Raw genomic sequence first — 19,116 nt, 5'->3', positions numbered from 1 at the left:
ACATTGGCAAGGTTTGCGGTTTGTTCCGCGCTCCAGCCGAGGTCGACATGCTCACCCGCAAGCAGCACGAACTGCTGATGTTCATCCACGAGCGGATCAAGGAGACCGGCGTCTCCCCTCCTTCGACGAGATGAAGGAGGCTCTGGACCTGGCGTCGAAGTCGGGCATCCACCGGCTGATCACGGCCCTGGAGGAGCGCGGCTTCATCCGCCGCCTCGCGCACCGCGCTCGGGCGCTCGAGGTGGTGAAACTGCCGCAGCAGGCCACGACGGCGGCTCCGCCCAAGGGACGCGGCGCCTTCCGGCCCCAGGTGTTCGAGGGCGGCGGCGCGCCGCCATCGACGACCGCGTCCGCCACGCCGGCCAATGACAGCCGCGAACTGCCGATCCTGGGCAAGATCGCCGCCGGCACGCCGATCGACGCCATCCAGCACGAACGCGAGCGCCTGCCCGTGCCCGAATCCATGCTGGGCAACGGCGAGCACTATGTTCTCGAGGTGCAGGGGGACTCGATGATCGAGGCCGGCATTCTCGATGGCGACTACGTGATCATCAAGAAGGGCGACACCGCCACCTCGGGCGAGATCGTCGTCGCCCTGGTCGGCGAGGAAGCCACCCTCAAGCGCCTGCGCAAGAAGGGCGGCTCGATCGCCCTGGAAGCGGCCAACCCGAAATACGAGACCCGCATCTTCGGTCCCGACCAGGTCGAGGTGCAGGGCAAGCTGGTGGGCCTGATCCGCCGGTATCACTAGGCCGCGCCGGCCCGCAGAGAATTGGCCCTGATCCTCGGCCGAGGATCAGGGCTTTTTCGTATCCGGACATCGCGGTCGGTTGCGCCGTTCTAGGGGCAGTCGCCGTAGAAGGTCATGGTCTTGCCGCGATAGTCGAGCAGCAGTCTCAGCTTCATCGCCGCCAAGAGCTTGTTGCCGACATTGGCCACCCGCGTGTCGGTCGAGCCCGCCTCGGAGTAGGTGCTGACGATCTGTCCGGCCGGCAAGGTGAATGGCCCGAAGCCGACCGGCGCATTGAAGCTGTAGCTCTTGGACTTGGCCTCGCCTCGCGCGCCTGTCCGGGTGATCGTCCCGGCCTCGGCGAGCGCGTCTCGCGCGCCTGGCAGATCCAGCGCGCTCTGAAAGAGGCCGATGGAGCCGGTGGAGCCGGTGTCGAGAACTCACAGGCGCCTTCGCGTCCCCCATCCGGAAGTCGGGAATGATCGGGAAACTGTCGACAGTCCTCAACGGCGTGGTCCAGCGCGTGGCGCACCCCTTCGTCAGAGCCGTCGCTTCGCTGGCGCGCGACAGGATCGAAAGCTTGCTGGCCGGGTAGTCGATCAGGACCGTCTTGTCGCTGAGGAAACTGTAGCCCAGCACGCCGTCCAGCTTGCGGCCCAGGGCGCCCGACAGGCCGCCCATCTCGGTCGCCAGGGCTTCGAACTTGCCGAAGCGGGCGCCCTTGATCGCCAGGCCCTCGATCTCGGTCGGGAAAACCGCCGCGCCCTTGCCGTCACCGAAGCCGCTTGCCTCACCGGCGTCGCCGCGATCGATCTTCAGGCCGAGGCTCTCGGCCGTGGCGAGGTCGATGACCGAGGGGTCGACGCCGGTGTCGAGGATCATGTGCAGCGGTCTGCCCTTGACCGTGATGTCCACCCCGATCGTCGTCTTGGAAAAGTCAAAAGACGTCGTGGTCGGGCCGCGGAGGGGCGCGCTGGCGCAAACCGCTGGAAGCATGACGAGGAGCAGAATGGGGGAAGACTTCACGGTGCGTATCTCGCGGTGAACTCGGTTGAGAAGGTGCTCGCCTTCCAGTTTCACGCACAATCACGCGCGCGCGGAAGAGCATTCCTTATGCCCTGATTTCATGACGCGATATGGCGGTCAAATCGGTCGAACCTCCTCGCAAGCGGTGGCAAAATTCCGCCTGCGTGACGCCTACAGTCGCCCTGCCTCCGCCAGCCGCTTGGCGGCCGCGTCGAAGCCCGCCCAGGCCGCCGCCGCGAGCGAACCGCCGGTGCTGACACGGCGCACGCCCAGCGCCCCCAGGCTCTCGACCGACATCTCGGGTCCCCAGAGCAGGACATTAACCGGCTTGGGCGCCACGGCCTGGACGATAACCTTGATCTCCTGGGGATCCGTCACCGCCGGGGCGTAAAGGCAGTCGGCGCCCGCGGCCGCATAGGCCTTTAGGCGCTCCAGGGTCACGGCGAGATCGCGGACGCCGCGGAGATAGCCTTCGGTGCGGCCGACCAGGATCACGTCCTGGCCCGAGGCGTCGATCGCCGCGCGGGCGGCCTTCAGACGTTCGACGGCGACCGGCAGGTCGTAGAGCGCCGAGCCCGACTAGTCCTCGATCGACAGGCCCGCGACCCCGGCCTCAATGGCCAGGGTCACGCTCTCGCCGACGCCCTCGGGCGTGTCGGCGAAGCCGTTCTCGAAGTCGGCGTTCACCGGCAGGTCGGTGGCGGCGCACAGCATGCACAGGTGATCGACGACGTCATCGCGGTTGACCTGGCCATCGTCCTTGCCCAACGCCCAGGCCATTCCGGCGCTGGTCGAGGCCAGGGCCTTGAAGCCGAGCTTTTCCAGACGTTTGGCGCCGCCGACGTCCCACGGGTTCGGCAAGACGAAACAGCCCTCGGCGTGGAGGGCGCGGAAGGCCGCGCGACGGGCGGCGAACGGGTCCGACATGTCACTGCACTCCTGGATGACGTCCCAAGGTTTAGCGGACGCTGGTGACATCGGCTGTCAGCAGGCGGCGCCCCGCTGGACGACTCCACGGCCGGTCGCCGCGCAGGGGCTGAGCCCAGACGATGCGCCAGCCATCGGGCCGACGATAGAGCTCCGCGGCCCCGCCCGTCGCGAAGTCCTCGGCGGTCAGCAGCACGGTGTCGGCGCACAATGGCGGCATGCGCGCGGGGGCCGGGGCGCGGATCACCACGACCTCGCTGCGCACGCAGAGACCCGCCAGCGTTTCGGCGTCGGGTGTCTTGCGACTCCACGCCAGCGACAGGCGCACGGGCGCGCCCGGCTCCGGCGCGCAGATCCGTTTGTCACAGGCATAAAGGCTCCAGGTCGCCGGCGTCAGGCCGCGCCGGCGCGCCCAAAGCTCGGCGCCGAACCGCTTGGCGTCGGCGCGCAGCAATACCGCCGCGTCGCCCGAGCGGACGGCGACCGTCGCGCCATCGCTGGCGATCCAGGCGTCCGGCGCGGCGGGCCTTGGCCACAGAGCGACCGCCAGAGCCAGGGGAGCGCCGATCCACCGCAGCCGGCCGCGCCAGAGGCACAGGATCATCAGGCCCAGGAGCGCGACCACCAGGACCTGCGGCGGCGCGCTGGCCACGATCCTCTGGGCGCCGCGGGCGTCGGCGAAGCCGTTGGCGATCGCCACCATGGCGTCAACTCCCCAACCGGCCACGACCAGAAACGGCGCGCCCAGGCCGAACGGCTCCAGCAGCGTGCCGACCGCCAGGAACGGCATGATCACGAACGACGAGAGCGGCGCGACCGCCAGGTTGGCCGGCAGCCCCCAGACGGCGACGCGGTTGAAGTGCTGCATGGCGAACGGCGCGGTGGCCAGGCCCGCCACCAGGCTCGCCGCGACCGAGGCCGCCAGCCAGGTCAATCCGGCCTGCGGCCAGCGGATCCACCGCGGCGTCGAGATCTCCTTCACCGGCTGAGGCCAGCTTTCGGCCAAGGCCACCAGGGCGGCGGTGGCGGCGAAAGACATCTGAAAGCCCGGCTCTCCGGCGGTCTCGGGTTTCATCGCCAGGATCAGCAGCGCCGCGACGGCCAGGCCGTGCAGGGTGATGGCGCGGCGATCGAACAGAATGGCCAGGAAGGCGACGCTGGCCGTGATCGCCGCCCGCTCGGCCGGCGGCGGCGCGCCGGAGATGACGAGATAGCCCAGGACGGCGGCAAGGCCGGCGACAGCGGCGATCTTCTTGCCCGGCGCCCGCAAGGCCAGCCAAGGCCAAGCGGCGACGCCCAGCCGCACGGCGCCGAACACGAAACCGCCGACAATGGCCATGTGCAGGCCGGAAATGGAGAGGATATGCGCCAGGCCCGAGGCGCGCATGGCCTCGGTCTGGTCCTCGGTGATCCAGGCCTCGTGGCCGGTGACCATGGCCGCGCCGATCCCGCCGCTGCTGGGCCCCATCCGCGCCAGAATCCGCTGAGCCAGAAGTCCAGCGGAAGGAATTGATCGCCATGGTCAGGCGCAAGCTCAGGGGCGGCGGATCGAGCCGCGCCGCCCCCAGCTCGCCGATCGTGAAGCCGACGCCGCCGATCGAGTCGAACCAGGCGTCGCGGGCGAAATCATAGGATCCCGGCGCGGCCGGCGGCGGTGGCGGTCCCAGCATGGCCCGCAGCCGAACCGCCTGCCCTGGCGCCGGCGTCTCGTTCTCTCCGATCGTGACGCGGATCCTGCGCGGCGTTCGTTCCGGCGACAGGCCCGAGACCGCCACCGGCGCGATCAGCAAGCGCGGTCCGCCCACGCCGGGACTGACGACGTCGACGACGAATCCGTCCACCCGACGCACGACCCGCTCCCCCACCACGAGCGGCGCGGCCACGCGATCGCTCCGAACCTTGGCGGCCAGACCGCCGCCCGCCCCGAACGCCGCGAGGCTGGCCAGCACCACGAGCACGCCCGGCGCGTTCCAGCGTTGGCAGGCCCACCAGGTCGCCGCCAACGATCCTGCCGCCAGCGCCAGCATCCAGAGCGCCGGTTCGCCCCGAGCCTCCAGATAGCCCGCCGCGCCGAGACCAAACGCCACCGGCGCCCACAGGAACGCCCGATCCAGATTGACGCGACCTTCGGCCAGCAGCGCGGCCTTCACGGCGGACAACGATAGGCGGGGCGCGGACACCGAAGGCGGCGCCTCGACGACTTCAACGCCTAACACCCGGAAACCCTTGTGTTTTTGGCGAGCGTTCTCAGTTCGCCGCGATGCGGAAAACCACTAGGTCCAGCGCGAAGCCGCGTGCTAAGACGCGCCATCCAAGCCGCCTTGCGGTTCGTGCTCGTCAACGCCATTTCGGCGTCCAGCCCCACAGTTTTGAAGCCCATGTCGAACTCCACCTCCACCGGCCCCGCTTCGACGGGCGTCGTCACGCGCTTCGCCCCCTCGCCCACCGGCTTCCTGCATATCGGCGGCGCCCGCACGGCGCTGTTCAACTGGTTATATGCGCGCCATACGGGAGGGAAGTTCCTTGTTCGCGTCGAGGACACCGATCGCGAGCGTTCGACCGAAGCCGCCGTCGCGGCGATCTTCGAGGGGCTGAACTGGCTGGGCCTGGAATCGGACGAGGAGGTCGTGTTCCAGCACACCCGCGCCCCGCGCCACGTCGAGGTCGTGCACGCGTTGCTCGCCAAGGGTCGCGCCTATCGTTGCTGGATGACCGTCGAGGAACTGGAAGTCGCCCGCGAGAAAGCCCGCGCCGAAGGCAAGGCCATACGCTCGCCCTGGCGCGACGCGCCAGAAGGCGACCTGTCGGTCCCGCACGTGATCCGCTTCAAGGGCCCGCTTGACGGCGAGACCGTGGTCGACGACCTCGTGAAGGGCCCGGTGACCTTCAAGAACATCGAGCTGGACGACCTCGTTTTGCTTCGCGCTGACGGCGCCCCGACCTACAACCTGGCCGTGGTCGTCGACGACCACGACATGGGCGTCACCCACGTGATCCGCGGCGACGACCACCTGAACAACGCCGCCCGCCAGAGCCTGATCTACCAGGCGATGGACTGGGGCGTGCCGGCCTTCGCCCACATCCCGCTGATCCATGGCCCGGACGGCGCCAAGCTGTCAAAGCGCCACGGCGCCCAGGCTGTCGGCGAGTTCGCCGATCTCGGCTATATCCCCGAAGGCATGCGTAACTACCTGGCGCGCCTGGGCTGGGGCCATGGCGACGACGAGGTGTTCAACGACGAGCAGGCGATCGCCTGGTTCGACGTGGCCGACGTGGTCAAGGCGCCCGCGCGTCTGGATTGGGCCAAGCTGAACCACATCAACGCTCAGCACCTGCGCAAGGCCGACGACGCCCGCCTGACGGACCTGGCGCTGGACGCCGCCCGGAAGCGCGGCGAGCCCCTGCCCGCCGACGCCCGCGAGCGCATCGCCCGCACCGTTCCGGAAGTGAAGGAAGGCGCCAAGACCATCCTGGAGCTGGTCGACCACTGTGCGTTCGCACTGAAGACACGGCCCTTCGCGCTGGAAGAGAAAACCCAAAAGCAGCTCACCGAAGAAACCGTCGAGCGGCTCAAGCGCCTGCGCGATCAGCTGGCCGCCGCTCCGGCGTTCGACGCCGCGACCCTGGAAACCGTGTTGAAAACGTTCGCGGAATCCGAAGGCGTCGGCTTTGGTAAGTTCGGTCCGGCCCTGCGCGGGATTCTGACCGGCGGCGCCCAGGCGCCCGATCTGAACAAGACCATGGCCGCCCTCTCGCGCGAAGAGAGTTTGGGGCGCCTTGACGACGCCCTGGCGCCGCGCGCATGAGGCGCTATAACGCACCTGCGAAAACGAAAGTTGGACTGCTCGTTCCAATTTATGAAGGGGTCTAAGTATGACCGATAAAGCCACGCTGACGATCGGCGACAAGAGCTACGACCTGCCGATCCTCAAGGGCAGCACGGGTCCGGACGTCCTCGACATCCGGAAAGTCTACGCTGAAAGCGACCACTTCACGTTCGATCCGGGCTTCACCTCGACCGCGTCGTGCGAGAGCAAGATCACCTACATCGACGGCGACGCCGGGGTTCTGCTGCACCGCGGCTATCCGATCGACCAACTGGCCGAGAAGTCCTCGTTCCTCGAAGTCTGCCACCTGCTGCTGAACGGCGAACTGCCGACGGCCGACGAATTCGCCAAGTTCGAGCACAACATCACCTACCACACGATGTTGCACGCTCAGTTCGACCGTTTCTTCGAGGGCTTCCGCCGCGACGCCCACCCGATGGCCGTCATGACCGGCGCCGTCGGCGCCCTGTCGGCCTTCTACGCCGACAGCATCAATGTCGACGACGCTCGTGAGCGCGAGATCAGCGCCCATCGCCTGATCGCCAAGATGCCGACGATCGCCGCCCGCGCCTACAAGTACACGGTCGGCCAGCCGTTCGTGTCGCCGCGCAACGACCTGTCGTATTCGGAAAACTTCCTGCGCATGTGCTTCGCCGTGCCGGCCGAGGACTGGAAGCCGAACCCGGTGCTGACCCGCGCCATGGACCGGATTTTCATCCTGCACGCCGACCACGAGCAGAACGCCTCGACCTCGACCGTCCGTCTGGCCGGTTCGTCGGGCGCGCACCCGTTCGCCTGCATCGCCGCCGGCATCGCCTGCCTTTGGGGCCCGTCGCACGGCGGCGCCAACCAGGAAGCGCTGGAGATGCTGGAGACCATCGGTTCGGTCGAGAACATCCCGGACTACGTCCAGGGCGTGAAGGACCGCAAGTACAAGCTGATGGGCTTCGGCCACCGCGTGTACAAGAACTTCGACCCGCGCGCGAAGGTCATGCAGAAGACCGCCCACGAAGTGCTGGCGGAACTGGGCCACAACAACGACCCGCTGCTGCAGGTCGCCCAGGAACTGGAAAAGGTCGCCCTGAGCGATCCGTACTTCATCGACCGTAAGCTGTACCCGAACATCGACTTCTATTCGGGCATCACCCTGCGCGCGATGGGCTTCCCGACCAACATGTTCACCGTGCTGTTCGCCCTGGCCCGCACCGTCGGCTGGATCAGCCAGTGGAAGGAGATGTTCGAGGACCCGACCCGCAAGATCGGTCGTCCGCGTCAGCTCTATACGGGCGCCACGCAGCGCGACTACGTCCCGGTCGAAAAGCGCTAGACGCTTCTCCCTCGGAGACACGGATCAGGCCCCGCCTCGGCGGGGCCTTTTTCGTTTCTAGCGCTTTAGCAGGAAGCTCAGGACCTCTGCGACGGCGCGGTAGAGGGCCTCGGGGATCTCCTCGTCGATCTCCAGGGTCGAGAGGGCCTGGGCCAGCACGGGATCTTCCTCGATCGGCACGCCGTGTTCGCGAGCGGTCTCAATGATTTTCTCGCCCAGCCAGCCCTGGCCGGAGGCCACGACCTTGGGCGCGTTGGGGTCTTCGTAGAGCAGCGCGACGGCGATGCGCGGCCGAGCCGAGGGTCCGGTGATCCCGCTCATGAAGCTTGATCCACGAAATGGCCCAGCGGACTGCCGGCGCTCGGACTGGACGGAGCGCCGGAATGTACGGCGACCTCGGGCGACAACTCGGCCCGGCGCAAGGCCGCGCCCAGGGTCTCCTCGCCAGCGCGAAGGCGCGCGATGGTTTCGGCCCGCTCGGCCCACAGCGACACGCGCGTGTGCGAACCGGTCAGAGTGATCAGGGCGTGGACAGGGCCCAGCGGCTCGAGGTCTAGCGAGAAGCGCGCCTTGTAGGTGCGTTCGGCCGGACCGACCGCGCCGCCCCCCGAGCCCCCGCCGTCGTGGCTGATCTCGAACTGAGCGACAGCCACGCCCTGTGGCGTCATGAACGGCAGGTCGAGGTTCAGGCGGCCGGCCTGCTGCGGCCGGGCCTCGGCGGTCTCGGGTTCGTGCGCCTCCGGCAGCGACGCGATCTGCATCAGATCCTGGCGGGCCAGGGCGCCGTTGGTTCCCTTCAGCAGGCGCCGCACAAGATCGGCCGGCGACGGGTCAATGGGAAGTTCGGGCGCGGCCGGCTTCTGACCGACCATCGGGCCGCCGGCGTAGGGCGGGGGCGGCGTCTTCGAGCGCGAGGCCTCGGCTGGCGCCGCGCCGTAGCCCCTGGCGTCAGCGGTCTAGGCTCGGCGGCCACCCCGGCGACGGGCGCTTCGGCGAGAGCCTCCTCGGCGATCAGGCCCAACTGAACCAGCGCCGACATCGCCGCCCGGACGGGCGTCTGGACGGTCGCGGACGGCTTGGGCGCGGCCACGAAGGCGCCGAAGCGCGCCGCGAGGCCTTCGTCCTCGGGCGGCGGCTCCGGAGCCTTGGCGCCCGACGGAAGAGCCGCCGGCGCGATATCGGGGACCTCGCTCGAATGGATCGGCGGCGCGTAGGTTGGCGGCCTGGGCGCGGCCTCAAGGCCGGGTTGGATAGCTGCGGAATTGGCGGCGGTCGGGGGGCGCTGGGTTATCGCCGGCGGCGTCGGAACGGATCGAACGGCGCGAAGCGACGCTGGCGATGGCCCCTCGGCTCTTTCGCCGGCCGCAGGGATCGAGACCGGTCCGTCGATTGGCGCTTCCAAGGTCTGACGCGGCGGCGCCTTGGCCAGCCAGCCTGACAGCGCGCCCCGGAAGACCAGCAACGCGGCCTTCATGTCGCCAGCCTCTTGAAGACGCGGGGAGCCCTCCAGGGCCGGCGTGGTGGCGGCGCGGGCCATACTGGCCTCCAGGAAGACGCCGGACCGCTCGATAGCCTGACGCAGGCCCTGGGGCGTGGCGATCTGAGCGGCCGAAGGCGCCTTGGCCAGAAGCGCCCTCCCCGCCTCGCGCACCTCGGCCGGCGTGTCGGGCGTTCGACGACGGCGCGGATATTGGCCATCAGCGGAGCCAAGCCCGTCTGACGCGGCACGGCCTCGGCGGCCGCGATGCGCACGGCGCGCGCCAGCCGCGTCTCGGGCTTCGCCAGAGCGGCCTGCTGAAGCGCTGGTGGCGCGACCTTGGCGCCGTGCGCGTCAGCGGCGTGGCTGGTGTCGTGGGCTCCGGCCTGCCCAGCCTGCTCGACGGACGCGCCGGGCTTGGATTGAGCGGCGGGCGGACGACCGACGATCTCGCCCAGCTGAGCGGTCGAATTGGCGAGCGCCTGGCGCGCCATGGCCTGAAGGGTCGCGACAGAATCGGCCGGCGTCCCAGCCGCGGGGGCTGGAAGGATCGGGGTCACGGGCGTGGTCGGGTCTATGGCCACGACAACGGCTCCACGGCGACAGTTATGAAGACGTTAGCCCCCGGACGTAAATCGCTGGTTAACCTTCGAAGTATGAACATCGCGATGTCTCGCCTCTAGGGTGAGTATGGTTCCGGCGTAAGAGGTGCGTTCTGGATACGCGGTGGCTGAGCATCGTCGAGCATCGGCGCCGCGACCTACTGTCCATCGTGCCGATGACCGTGCTGGCCGCCGCCGGGAGCTGCGCCTGGCTCGATCCCAGGCTCTGCGCCGCTTGGCTGGCCATCGCCGCGGCGCTGATCGGCGCCAGCCAGTTGCTTTGCCGGTTCATCGCCAAGCATGGCCAAGCTGCGCCGATCCTCGAGACCGTGCTGGCCGCCTTCACCTTGGTCTACACTTTCGTCTACGCCAGCCTGCCGTCAGCCTTGGTGATGGTGGGCACGCGCGCCTCGGTGATGACCGGAGGAGCCATGATGGGCGCCGTCGCGCTGAGCTGCACGGCCGAGTTCGTGATCTCTCGCCGGATCGGCCTGGCCGCCCTGGCCGCCGTGGTGCTGCAAGTGCTGCTGATCACCGTTCTGACCTTTCCATCGACCGGCCCTGTCCAGCTGGCGCTTTCTCTGGTCGCGGTGCTGTGCTTCTTCGCCTACGTGCTGCGCTACGCCCTGCACCGCGAGGCGACCGTGCGGCAGATGGCGGCGGCCACCGCCCTGGCCCAGGCCCGCGAGGCCGAGGCGGCCAGCGCCAACCAGGCCAAGTCGTCGTTTCTGGCGACCATGAGCCACGAGATCCGCACGCCGCTGAACGGCATCCTGGGCATGGCGCAGGTGATGCAGGCCGACGAACTGTCTCCGACCCAGCGCGGCCGCCTGGACGTGGTTCGCCAATCCGGCAAGGCCCTGACGGATATCCTCAACGACGTGCTGGACTTGGCCCGCATCGAGTCCGGACAGCTGGAGCTGCGCCCAGAGCCGTTCGACCTGCGCGAACTGCTGATCGGCTGCGGCCAGACCTTCGCCGCCCTGGCTTACGGCAAGGGCTTGAGCCACGACCTGAGCATCTCACCGACCGCCGAAGGCGCCTATCTGGGCGACGCCGGCCGGCTTCGACAGATCCTGCATAATCTGCTGTCCAACGCCGTGAAGTTCACTGAAACCGGCGGCCTGTCGATCGCGGCTGACTACGTGAGCGGCCGACTTGAAGTGACGGTCGCGGACACCGGTCCCGGCGTCGCCGCCGACGAGCAGGAGCGTCTGTTCGGCCGCTTCGTGCTCTTGGACGACATCGCCACCCGCCGCCATGGCGGGGCGGGTCTGGGCCTGGCCATCAGCCGTGAGCTGGCCCGGCGCATGGACGGCGACATCACCCTGTTCAGCCGCCTGGGTGAAGGCAGCGCCTTTACCGTCGTCCTGCCGTTGGCCAAGGTCGACACGTTCGCCCAGCCCGAGGACGAGACCGCGCCCGACACCGCGCCGGGCCTCCGCATCCTGGCCGCCGAGGACAACCCGACCAACCAGCTGGTTCTGCGCTCGGTCCTGAGCCAGGCCGGCGTCGAGCCCCTCATCGTCGACAATGGCGCCAAGGCCCTGGCCGCATGGCGCGACGAGCGTTGGGACGTGGTGTTGATGGACATCCACATGCCGGTCATGGACGGCTTGACGGCGCTGAAGGAAATCCGCCGACTAGAGGCCGAGGAAGGCCGTCCGCGCACCCCGGTGATCGCTCTGACGGCCAACGCCATGCGCCATCAGATCGAGCTGCTGATCGAGGCGGGCATGGACGACCATGTCGGCAAGCCGATCGACGTGGCCAAGCTGTTGGGCGCGGTCGACCGGGCGGTTTCAGGCCGCAGCCTGGCTTCGCGTCTCCAGGAAGTCGACTAGGGCGTCGGCCGCGGCTTTCGACGGGTCGGGCATGCCTCGGCCCATCTTGTTCAGCGCGGCGTTCTGCGCGGCCGACTGCGCGGCGCGCAGCGCCGGATCGTCCAGCAGGCGCCCCACTTCGCGGGCCAGGCCTTCGCCCTCGCAGGCGTCCTGAAGCAGCTCGGGCGCGATCTCCCGATCGGCGGCGATGTTGAACAACGTGACCCAGCGCGGCTTCATCAGGCGCTTGAGGATGGCGTAGGTCAGGGGCGCTGTCTTGTAGCCGACCACCATCGGGCGGCCGGCGAGGGCCAACTCGGTCGTCACCGTGCCGCTGCAGGCCAGCGCGACGTCGGCGGCGACAAAGGCGTCGTCCTTTAGCCGTTCGTCCTCGATCACGTGCGCCCGGAACGGCCAGCCGGCGATGCGCGCCTTCACGGCTTCGGCGACGGTGTAGGCGGCGGGGACGACGATCTCCAGCTCAGGCCGTTCGGCCTTCAGACGGCGCACGGCGTCCTCGAAGGCTGGCAAAACGCGCTCGATCTCGGACGGGCGGCTGCCCGGCAGCACGAGCAGGATTTGAGCCGAGGACGAGACCCCGATCGCCGCGCGCAATCTCGCGCCGTCGGCTTGGTCGAAACGCTTGGCCAGGGCCGAGTTGCCGACGAAGACGCTGGGCAGGTCCACGGCGTCGAAATACGGCTTGTCCATCGGCTGGATCGACAGCAACAGATCGAAGGCCTTGGCCAGGCTCCGGGCGCGGCCCGCGCGATAGGCCCAGACCTGCGGCGCGACGTACTTCACCAGCGGCAACCTGGAATCCAGCTTCCGCAGAGCGTGAGCCAGGCGGATGTTGAAGCCCCAGCTGTCGATCAGGATGGCCACATCGGGCTTTTCGCGAGCCGCCAGAGCCACCGTGTCTTTAAGGCGGGCCCTGACCGTCGGATAGGCCTTCACCCCCTCCACGATGCCCAGAATCGACAACTGAGCAATGTCGAAGGGGCTATCGACGCCCAGCTCGGCCATCTTCGCCCCGCCGACGCCGACGAAAGTAACGCTGTCGCCCAGACGCGCTCGCAGCGCCTTGGTCAGGCCGGCCCCCAGCGCGTCGCCCGAGGCCTCGGCGGCGACCAGCATGACTTTCAAGGGCCTGCTTGGCGGGGCAGCCATCAGGGTTGCTCCCGAGGATCGACCCCTAGCACGAACAGGCCCAGATCGTCCGCGCAGGCCATCACGGCCTCACGGTCAACGACCAGCAGGCCGCCGGCCTCGCCAACCACCCCGGCCAGGCCGGCGCGGGCGGCGCGCTGGATGGTGGCGACGCCGATGGTCGGCAGATCGACCTTGGTCTCCTGGATCGGCTTGGGCGCCTTGGCCAGCACGCCGCGCGGACGCTCAGCCGAACCTCGGATCGCCTGGGGCAGCTCGGCCACCCGGCGCAGCATGGCGTCGGTGCCTTCCTGAGCCTCGACCGCCAGGACGAGGCCGTTGCAGACAACGGCGCCCTGCCCCACGTCCAGCCGGCCGATCTCCCGCGCCACCAGCAGGGCCTTGTCGATATCGGCCATGTGCTCGTCGCGCGGATAGAACTTGCCCAGGCGACCGCGCGGCAAGGTCATCTCGCTGACCACCTCGTGCGCGCCCTCGATCTCGAAGCCTTCCTTCTCGAACTCGTCCAGCACCCGGCGCAGCAGCGCGTCGTCGCCCTGGCGCGCCGCCTTGATCAGGCTGGGCATGATCAGCAGGCCGCGCGCGTCGGGCATCAGCGCGCCGAAATCCGGACGCTTCACGTCGCCGGCGAAGCAGACGACCTCGCAGCCCTCGGCGCGCAACGCCTTGAACGCCTTGCCAAATTCGCCGATGCCGACCTCGACGCCGGGATAGCGGGCCAGCGAAGGTTCGGCGAAACCACGCAGCCGCATGACGGCGAAGGCGCGGCCAGCGGCCTCGCAATGGTCCGCCAGTTCGACGGGCAGCGACCCGCCGCCGGCGATCAGTCCCAGCTTACGCATCACCCGGTCCTAGATCTCGCGCTCGGGCAGGCAGAGCGGACGGTTGGCGTCGGCGCGGATGAAGTCAACGATCTCCATCACTTCCGTGATCGCCGCATGGGTTTCGGCTACGTCGTCGAGCCGCTCCTGGAACGTGCCTTCGTCGGCGAACATCAGGCGATAGGCCGCGCGCAAGGCGTTGATCGTCTCGCGCGAGAAGCCCCGGCGCTTGAGGCCGACCAGATTCAGGCCCTCGAGATGGGCGTGGTTGCCCCACACCGAGCCGTACGGAATGACGTCCTTGGTCACGGCGGCCAAACCGCCGATAAAGCTGTAACGGCCGATGCGCGAGAACTGATGCGCGGCGGCCAGGCCGCCCATGAACACGTAGTCGCCGATCGCCACGTGACCGCCGAGCGTCGCTCCCTTGGCCAGCACCACGAAGTCGCCGACGATGCAATCGTGCGCCACGTGCGAACCGACCATGTAGAGGCCGTCCGAACCGATGGTGGTCACGCCCCGGCCCGAGGCCGTGCCCGTGTGCATGGTCACGTGCTCGCGGATGATATTGCGCGGCCCGATCAGCAGTTCGGTGCGCTCGCCCTTGTGGCCCAGATGCTGGGGCGGCCCGCCGAGATTGGCGAACGGATGGACGATGCAATTCTCGCCGATCGTCGTCGCGCCCTCCACCACCACATGCGACAGCAGCCGCACGCCCGCCTCCAGGGTCACGTCAGGGCCGACGATGCTATAGGGCCCGATCTCGACGTCCGCGGCGATCTTGGCCTCGGGCGCGATGATGGCGGTGGGATGGATGGTCATGCCTTGGGTCCCGTCTCGACCACCATCGCGGCGAACTCGGCCTCGGCGGCCACCTTGTCGCCGACCTTGGCCACGCCCTTGAACTTGAAGATCGACGAACGCGCGCGCACCACCTCGACCTCCATCCGGATCACGTCGCCCGGGCGCACGGGATTGCGGAAGCGCACGCCGTCGATCGACATGAAGAAGATGGTCTTGCCTTCGGTGTCGACTTCCAGCGTCTTGCTCATCAGCACCGCGCCCGTCTGAGCCAGGGCCTCGACGATCAGCACGCCGGGCATCACCGGGTTGCCCGGGAAATGGCCCTGGAAGAACGGCTCGTTGATCGTCACGCACTTGATGCCGACGATCGACTGGCCAGGCTTGTAGTTCTCGGCGCGGTCCACCAGCAGGAACGGATAACGGTGCGGGATGCGCGCCAGGATCTCCGCGATGTCGATATCGGTCCGCACCGTTTGCTCGGTGTTCTCGCTCATGGTCTGCCCCTCGTCCCTCGACCGCCCGCCATGCGCGACAGCCACGCGGTCTCCCGAAGCCACCGCTTGAGCGGCCGCGCCGGGAATCCCGTCCAAGTTTCACCTTCCGGCACGTCCTTGAACACCGAGGCGGCGGCCCCGATGCTCGCGCCCGAGCCGATGTTCAAATGGTCGGCGACGCCGGCCTTGCCGCCGAAAGCGACACCGTCGCCGACGATCGTGCTTCCCGACAGCCCCGTATAGGCCGCCAGAACGCAATTACGTCCTACACGGACGTTGTGCGCGACATGCACCAAGTTGTCGATCTTGGTGTTCTCGCCAATCATGGTGTCGGCGAAGGCGCCCCGATCGACGCAGCTGTTGGCGCCGATCGTGACGTTGTCCTGGATCACCACCCGGCCCAGCTGGGGCATGTCGACCATGCCGCGCGGCCCGCCGGCGGCCCCGAAGCCCGCCTCGCCCAGCACCGCGCCAGCCGAGATCGAAACCCGGTCGCCCACGAGCGCGAAACCGATGACGGCGTTGGCGCCGATCACGCAGTCACGCCCGATCAGCACGCCCGGACCGATAACGGCCCCGGGGCCGATCCGCGTGCCGCGCCCAATTCTCGCTCCCTGGCCGATCGTCACGTTGGGCGCCAGGAGGACGCCATCTTCCAGCTCCGCCTCCGGATGAAGGGCGGCGGCGGATGGATCGTGACGGCGCGGCGTATGAAGACGGCTCACGGCCGCGGCCCAGGCCGCCTGGGGATGTCTGGTGATCAGCGCGGCGCAGGTCTCGGGAAGAAGATCGCCGTGCTCGGGGCGCACGAAACACGCCCCGGCCAGGGTGGCCCCGGCGGCGTCCTTGCGCTTGGCGTCCGAGAAGAAAGCGACGCCCCGCGCGTCGGCGTCATCCAGCGGCGCGGCGCGGATGATGGCCCGGTCGCCCAGGGCGGCATCCGCCAACTCGGCGGCGCCGGCCCGGGCCAACTCGGAAAGCGATGCCGGACCCAGGTTATCGAAGAAACGGGGGTCCGGCATGGCTCCTCACGAATAAGTTCCCCTAGGTAATCCTAAAGGAGACGATTCGCTTACTTATTGGTCGGCTGCAGGGCCGCTGCGCCCGGGACGCCTTGGTCCAGACGTTCGCGATCGAAGGTCAGGGTCTTGATGCGCGCGTCGAGCGCGGCGACCACGGCGCCGGTGATGTCCATCGCCGGGTTGGCCAGCATCACCGATTCACGATCGAACAGGATGCTGCACTTCTGCGCCTGGTAGACTTGGCGGATCGGCGTATCCATCTCCTGATAGACGCGCTGTAGCGCCTTCTGCTCGGTGGTTTCGACTTCCTTCTGGCGCAGTTGGCCCTTGCGCTGCCAGGCGTTGGCCTTGACCTGCAGAGCGGCGGCCTGCTGCTCCAGGGCGTCCTGGGCCAGGGTGGCCTTCTTGGCGTCAAGGGCCTTGGCTTCGTTGTCGAGGCCGGTGCGCTCGGCCGTCAGTTCGGCGTTGACCTGCTGGATGATGGTCTTCAGGCGAGCATCGACCGCCTTACCCACCATCGAGTTGCCGACAGCGCCCTGGCTCGAGAAGATGCAGACGCCCGGCAGAGCCGGACCATGCGTGACAGCCGGAGCCGCGGGAGCGGCGGCGGCCGGAGCCGTCTGGGCCGAGGCGCTGGTCGCGAGGGCGAGAGCGACAACGCTGGACGCGGCCGCGGACAGGAACTTGGACATGTTTATTGGAACCTTGTGGAGGTGGAGAACCGGAAGGTTTCGGTTCGGTCGTAGTCTTCCTTGGCCAAAATGCGGCTGATATCGAATCGAATGGGGCCCATGGGGGACTTCCAGTCGATCGAGATACCCGCCGAAGCACGCAGGCCGAGGTTATCCTTGATGTTGGGATCGAACACGCCGGGCGAACGCTGACGATCCACATCATCCAGCAGACCCGCCGTACCCACGTCGCTGAACAGGGCGGCCTTGATGCCGTACTGTTCGGGCAGGAAGGTCGGGACAGTCAGCTCGAAGGTGCTGATGGCGTAAAGCTGGCGCCCATCGAGTTGTTGGTGCTCGAGATGTCGCGCGGACCGATACCGGCGATCTCGAAGCCGCGGAACGAGGTGCCGCCGCGATAGAAGCGGTCGTTGATGCGGACGTTGTCGCCGCCCCAGCCCTCGATATAGCCGACCGAGCCGGTGGCGCTGAACACCAGATCCTTGTTGAAGCCCCAGTACCAGCCGGCGTCGGCTTCGGTCTTGAGGTACTTCACGTCGCCGCCGATGCCGGCCAGATCCTGGTTCAGGTCGGCGAACCAGCCGCGGGTCGGATTGATCGGATCGTTGCGCTTGTCGATGCGCAGGCCGTAGCCGATCAGCGAGGTGATGTACGCGCCGCGCTGCAGGCAGAGGATCTGCGAGACAGAACCGCTGGTGCAGAGGCTGTCGGCGACGCTGACCTCGTCCTGACGGACCGTGTAGCGCAGGCTCATCGACGAGTCGTTGGTCAGCGGGAAGCCGAAGCGGATGTCGCCGCCGACCGACTTGGTGTCGTAGGCCGCGTAGTCCGACAGGTCGTAGCGGAAGGTGTAGAGGTTGACGCCCGCAACCAGGTTACGGCCGGCGAAGCGCGGCTCGCTGAAGCCGAAATCGACCTGCTGGCGCAGCGAACCGACCGAGGCGCGAGCCCGCAGGTTCTGGCCGCGACCGCGGAAGTTGCGCTCGGTGATACCGACGTCGAGCACCAACTTATCGACCGAGCTGTAACCGGCGCTGAATGACAGTTCGCCCGTCGGCTGCTCCTCGACCTTCACCCTCAGGTTGGTGCGGTCCGGGGCCGAGCCCGGGGTGTCTTCGATATCGACTTCCTTGAAGAAGCCCAGGCGACGGATGTTGTTCTTCGAGCGGTCGACCAGCACGCGGTTGTAGGCGTCGCCTTCGGCCACTTCCAGTTCGCGGCGCAGGACGTAGTCCAGCGTGCGGGTGTTGCCGACGATGTCGATGCGGTCGACATAGACGCGCGGGCCTTCCCGGACCGAGAACACCACGTCGACGGTCTTGGTCTCGCGGTTGGGGACGTAGCGCGGACGCACGTCCACGAAGGCGAAGCCGGCCGCGCCCGCCGCGAAGGTCAGGGCGTCCGTGGCCTGCTCGATACGCTCGTCCTCGTACAGCTGGCCGGCGCGGATCGGCAGGATCTGGGCCAGCAGGTTGCCGTCCAGCTTCTTCAGTTCGGTTTCGACCGTAACCTTGCCGAACTTGTACTTCGGGCCTTCGTCGAGGGTGTAGGTGACGGCGAAGCCGTTCTTGTCCGGCGCCAGTTCGGCCACCGACGAGACGACGCGGAAGTCGAAGAAGCCGCGGTTGCGGTAGTGCTTGCGCAGCTGCTCGCGGTCGTACTCGATCCGGTCGGGGTCGTAATTGTCGTTGCTGGTCAGGATCTTGTACCAGCGGCTTTCCTTGGTCACGACCACGTCGCGCAGGTCGTTGTCCGAGTACTCGCTGTTGCCGAGGAAGTTGATCCCCAGCACGCCGCTCTTGGGGCCTTCGCTGATTTCGAAGACCAGGTCGACGCGCTTCTGCGGCAGCTCGACCACCTTGGGCGTCACGGTCGCCGAGATGCGACCCGAGCGGCGATACAGTTCGATGATCCGCTGAACGTCGGCCTGGACCTTGGCGCGGGTGAAGATGCCGCGCGGGCGGATCTGCACTTCGTCCTTCAGCTTGTCTTCCTTCAGGGACGAGTTTCCCTCGAAGACCACCTGGTTGATGATCGGATTCTCAACGACCTTCACGACCAGGTCGCCGCCCTGCATCTCGATCTTCACGTCGGCGAACAGGTCGGTGCGGGCCAGGGTCTTCAGCGCCAGGTCGAGGCGCTGGGAATCGACGGTGTCGCCGGGCTGGATCGGCAGATAGGACAGAACCGTGCCCTGCTCGATGCGCTCGTTGCCCTGAACGACGATGCGCTGGACCACGCCGGTCTGAGCGGCCTGGGCGAAAGCCTGATGCGGAGCCACCAGGGCCGTCGAGCCGAGGAGCAGCGCCATACCCGTGGCGAACGCGGCGCTTTGGGCGCGAAGTTTGTTCATGGGACCAATCATGGACGAAGA

At 68.0% G+C, this 19,116-nt stretch carries 13 protein-coding genes and 5 pseudogenes; 4 read left to right on the top strand and 14 right to left on the bottom strand.

What is annotated here, in order from left to right:
* The first annotated feature begins 47 nt into the window (after positions 1-47).
* Positions 48-751 (top strand): annotated as a pseudogene (gene lexA, locus ACHMW8_RS19300) (transcriptional repressor LexA).
* Between the two features lie 89 nt (positions 752-840).
* On the opposite strand, the gene ACHMW8_RS19295 reads toward lexA, so the two are convergent.
* The 4 genes and pseudogenes from ACHMW8_RS19295 to ACHMW8_RS19280 form a co-directional block, all read right to left on the bottom strand.
* The gene (locus ACHMW8_RS19295) at positions 841-996 is read right to left on the bottom strand and encodes a hypothetical protein (RefSeq protein ID WP_395446081.1); all 156 of its coding nucleotides are present in this window, start codon (positions 994-996) and stop codon (positions 841-843) included.
* Positions 997-1,405: 409 nt separating this feature from the next.
* A pseudogene (locus ACHMW8_RS19290) lies at positions 1,406-1,612 on the bottom strand (aspartyl protease family protein); the annotation flags it as partial.
* 315 nt (positions 1,613-1,927) lie between these two features.
* A pseudogene (locus ACHMW8_RS19285) lies at positions 1,928-2,683 on the bottom strand (isocitrate lyase/phosphoenolpyruvate mutase family protein).
* 31 nt (positions 2,684-2,714) lie between these two features.
* Positions 2,715-4,863 (bottom strand): annotated as a pseudogene (locus ACHMW8_RS19280) (ComEC/Rec2 family competence protein).
* 198 nt (positions 4,864-5,061) lie between these two features.
* Here ACHMW8_RS19280 and gltX point away from each other — a divergent pair.
* On the top strand, positions 5,062-6,489 hold the full coding sequence (gene gltX, locus ACHMW8_RS19275) for a glutamate--tRNA ligase (RefSeq protein ID WP_395443451.1): 1,428 nt from the start codon (positions 5,062-5,064) through the stop codon (positions 6,487-6,489).
* A gap of 67 nt (positions 6,490-6,556) precedes the next feature.
* Positions 6,557-7,837, top strand: a complete 1,281-nt coding sequence (gltA, locus tag ACHMW8_RS19270; protein ID WP_125158524.1) for a citrate synthase — start codon at positions 6,557-6,559, stop codon at positions 7,835-7,837.
* A gap of 57 nt (positions 7,838-7,894) precedes the next feature.
* On the opposite strand, the gene ACHMW8_RS19265 is transcribed toward gltA, so the two are convergent.
* From ACHMW8_RS19265 to ACHMW8_RS19255, 3 genes are read right to left on the bottom strand one after another with little or no spacing between them, the layout of a single operon-like run.
* Positions 7,895-8,158: an EscU/YscU/HrcU family type III secretion system export apparatus switch protein gene (locus tag ACHMW8_RS19265; protein ID WP_099577655.1), complete on the bottom strand. Its 264-nt coding sequence runs from the start codon at positions 8,156-8,158 to the stop codon at positions 7,895-7,897.
* Positions 8,155-8,649 (bottom strand): flagellar hook-length control protein FliK, encoded by a 495-nt coding sequence (locus ACHMW8_RS19260; RefSeq protein WP_395443450.1) that lies wholly within the window; start codon positions 8,647-8,649, stop codon positions 8,155-8,157. The genes ACHMW8_RS19265 and ACHMW8_RS19260 overlap by 4 nt, the downstream gene beginning before the upstream one ends.
* A complete protein-coding gene (locus ACHMW8_RS19255) occupies positions 8,634-9,488 on the bottom strand; it encodes a hypothetical protein (RefSeq protein ID WP_395443449.1) in 855 nt (284 codons plus the stop codon). Before ACHMW8_RS19255 ends, ACHMW8_RS19260 begins: the two co-directional genes overlap by 16 nt.
* Positions 9,489-10,092: 604 nt before the next feature.
* Here ACHMW8_RS19255 and ACHMW8_RS19250 point away from each other — a divergent pair.
* Positions 10,093-11,760 (top strand): ATP-binding protein, encoded by a 1,668-nt coding sequence (locus ACHMW8_RS19250; protein ID WP_395446013.1) that lies wholly within the window; start codon positions 10,093-10,095, stop codon positions 11,758-11,760.
* Here ACHMW8_RS19250 and lpxB read toward each other — a convergent pair.
* The 7 genes and pseudogenes from lpxB to bamA form a co-directional block, all read right to left on the bottom strand.
* Positions 11,719-12,909, bottom strand: coding sequence for a lipid-A-disaccharide synthase (gene lpxB, locus ACHMW8_RS19245; protein ID WP_395443448.1), 1,191 nt, complete (start codon positions 12,907-12,909; stop codon positions 11,719-11,721). The genes ACHMW8_RS19250 and lpxB overlap by 42 nt on opposite strands.
* Complete coding sequence (locus ACHMW8_RS19240; protein WP_395443447.1) at positions 12,909-13,751, bottom strand: LpxI family protein; 843 nt, start codon at positions 13,749-13,751, stop codon at positions 12,909-12,911. Before ACHMW8_RS19240 ends, lpxB begins: the two co-directional genes overlap by 1 nt.
* A gap of 9 nt (positions 13,752-13,760) precedes the next feature.
* Positions 13,761-14,552: an acyl-ACP--UDP-N-acetylglucosamine O-acyltransferase gene (gene lpxA, locus ACHMW8_RS19235; RefSeq protein ID WP_125158528.1), complete on the bottom strand. Its 792-nt coding sequence runs from the start codon at positions 14,550-14,552 to the stop codon at positions 13,761-13,763.
* The gene (gene fabZ / locus ACHMW8_RS19230; protein ID WP_395443446.1) at positions 14,549-15,028 is read right to left on the bottom strand and encodes a 3-hydroxyacyl-ACP dehydratase FabZ; all 480 of its coding nucleotides are present in this window, start codon (positions 15,026-15,028) and stop codon (positions 14,549-14,551) included. The genes lpxA and fabZ overlap by 4 nt, the downstream gene beginning before the upstream one ends.
* A complete protein-coding gene (gene lpxD, locus ACHMW8_RS19225) occupies positions 15,025-16,050 on the bottom strand; it encodes a UDP-3-O-(3-hydroxymyristoyl)glucosamine N-acyltransferase (RefSeq protein ID WP_395443445.1) in 1,026 nt (341 codons plus the stop codon). The genes fabZ and lpxD overlap by 4 nt, the downstream gene beginning before the upstream one ends.
* A gap of 50 nt (positions 16,051-16,100) precedes the next feature.
* Positions 16,101-16,742 (bottom strand): OmpH family outer membrane protein, encoded by a 642-nt coding sequence (locus ACHMW8_RS19220; RefSeq protein ID WP_125158531.1) that lies wholly within the window; start codon positions 16,740-16,742, stop codon positions 16,101-16,103.
* 2 nt (positions 16,743-16,744) lie between these two features.
* Positions 16,745-19,107: pseudogene (bamA, locus tag ACHMW8_RS19215) on the bottom strand (outer membrane protein assembly factor BamA).
* Positions 19,108-19,116: the final 9 nt, after the last annotated feature.

The organism is Caulobacter sp. UC70_42, from assembly GCF_044056025.1.
In the GTDB taxonomy this organism is placed as follows: Bacteria; Pseudomonadota; Alphaproteobacteria; order Caulobacterales; family Caulobacteraceae; genus Caulobacter.
Note: the sequence above shows the minus strand (reverse complement) of the source record. Positions and strands in the feature narration are given on the sequence as shown.

Excerpts from the sequence above, each read along its gene's own strand:
- gltX (WP_395443451.1), top strand. The coding sequence starts at position 5,062 with ATGTCGAACTCCACCTCCACCGGCCCCGCTTCGACGGGCGTCGTCACG.
- gltA (WP_125158524.1), top strand. The coding sequence starts at position 6,557 with ATGACCGATAAAGCCACGCTGACGATCGGCGACAAGAGCTACGACCTG.
- ACHMW8_RS19265 (WP_099577655.1), bottom strand. The coding sequence starts at position 8,158 with ATGAGCGGGATCACCGGACCCTCGGCTCGGCCGCGCATCGCCGTCGCG.
- ACHMW8_RS19250 (WP_395446013.1), top strand. The coding sequence starts at position 10,093 with ATGACCGTGCTGGCCGCCGCCGGGAGCTGCGCCTGGCTCGATCCCAGG.
- lpxB (WP_395443448.1), bottom strand. The coding sequence starts at position 12,909 with ATGGCTGCCCCGCCAAGCAGGCCCTTGAAAGTCATGCTGGTCGCCGCC.
- ACHMW8_RS19240 (WP_395443447.1), bottom strand. The coding sequence starts at position 13,751 with ATGCGTAAGCTGGGACTGATCGCCGGCGGCGGGTCGCTGCCCGTCGAA.
- lpxA (WP_125158528.1), bottom strand. The coding sequence starts at position 14,552 with ATGACCATCCATCCCACCGCCATCATCGCGCCCGAGGCCAAGATCGCC.
- fabZ (WP_395443446.1), bottom strand. The coding sequence starts at position 15,028 with ATGAGCGAGAACACCGAGCAAACGGTGCGGACCGATATCGACATCGCG.
- lpxD (WP_395443445.1), bottom strand. The coding sequence starts at position 16,050 with ATGCCGGACCCCCGTTTCTTCGATAACCTGGGTCCGGCATCGCTTTCC.
- ACHMW8_RS19220 (WP_125158531.1), bottom strand. The coding sequence starts at position 16,742 with ATGTCCAAGTTCCTGTCCGCGGCCGCGTCCAGCGTTGTCGCTCTCGCC.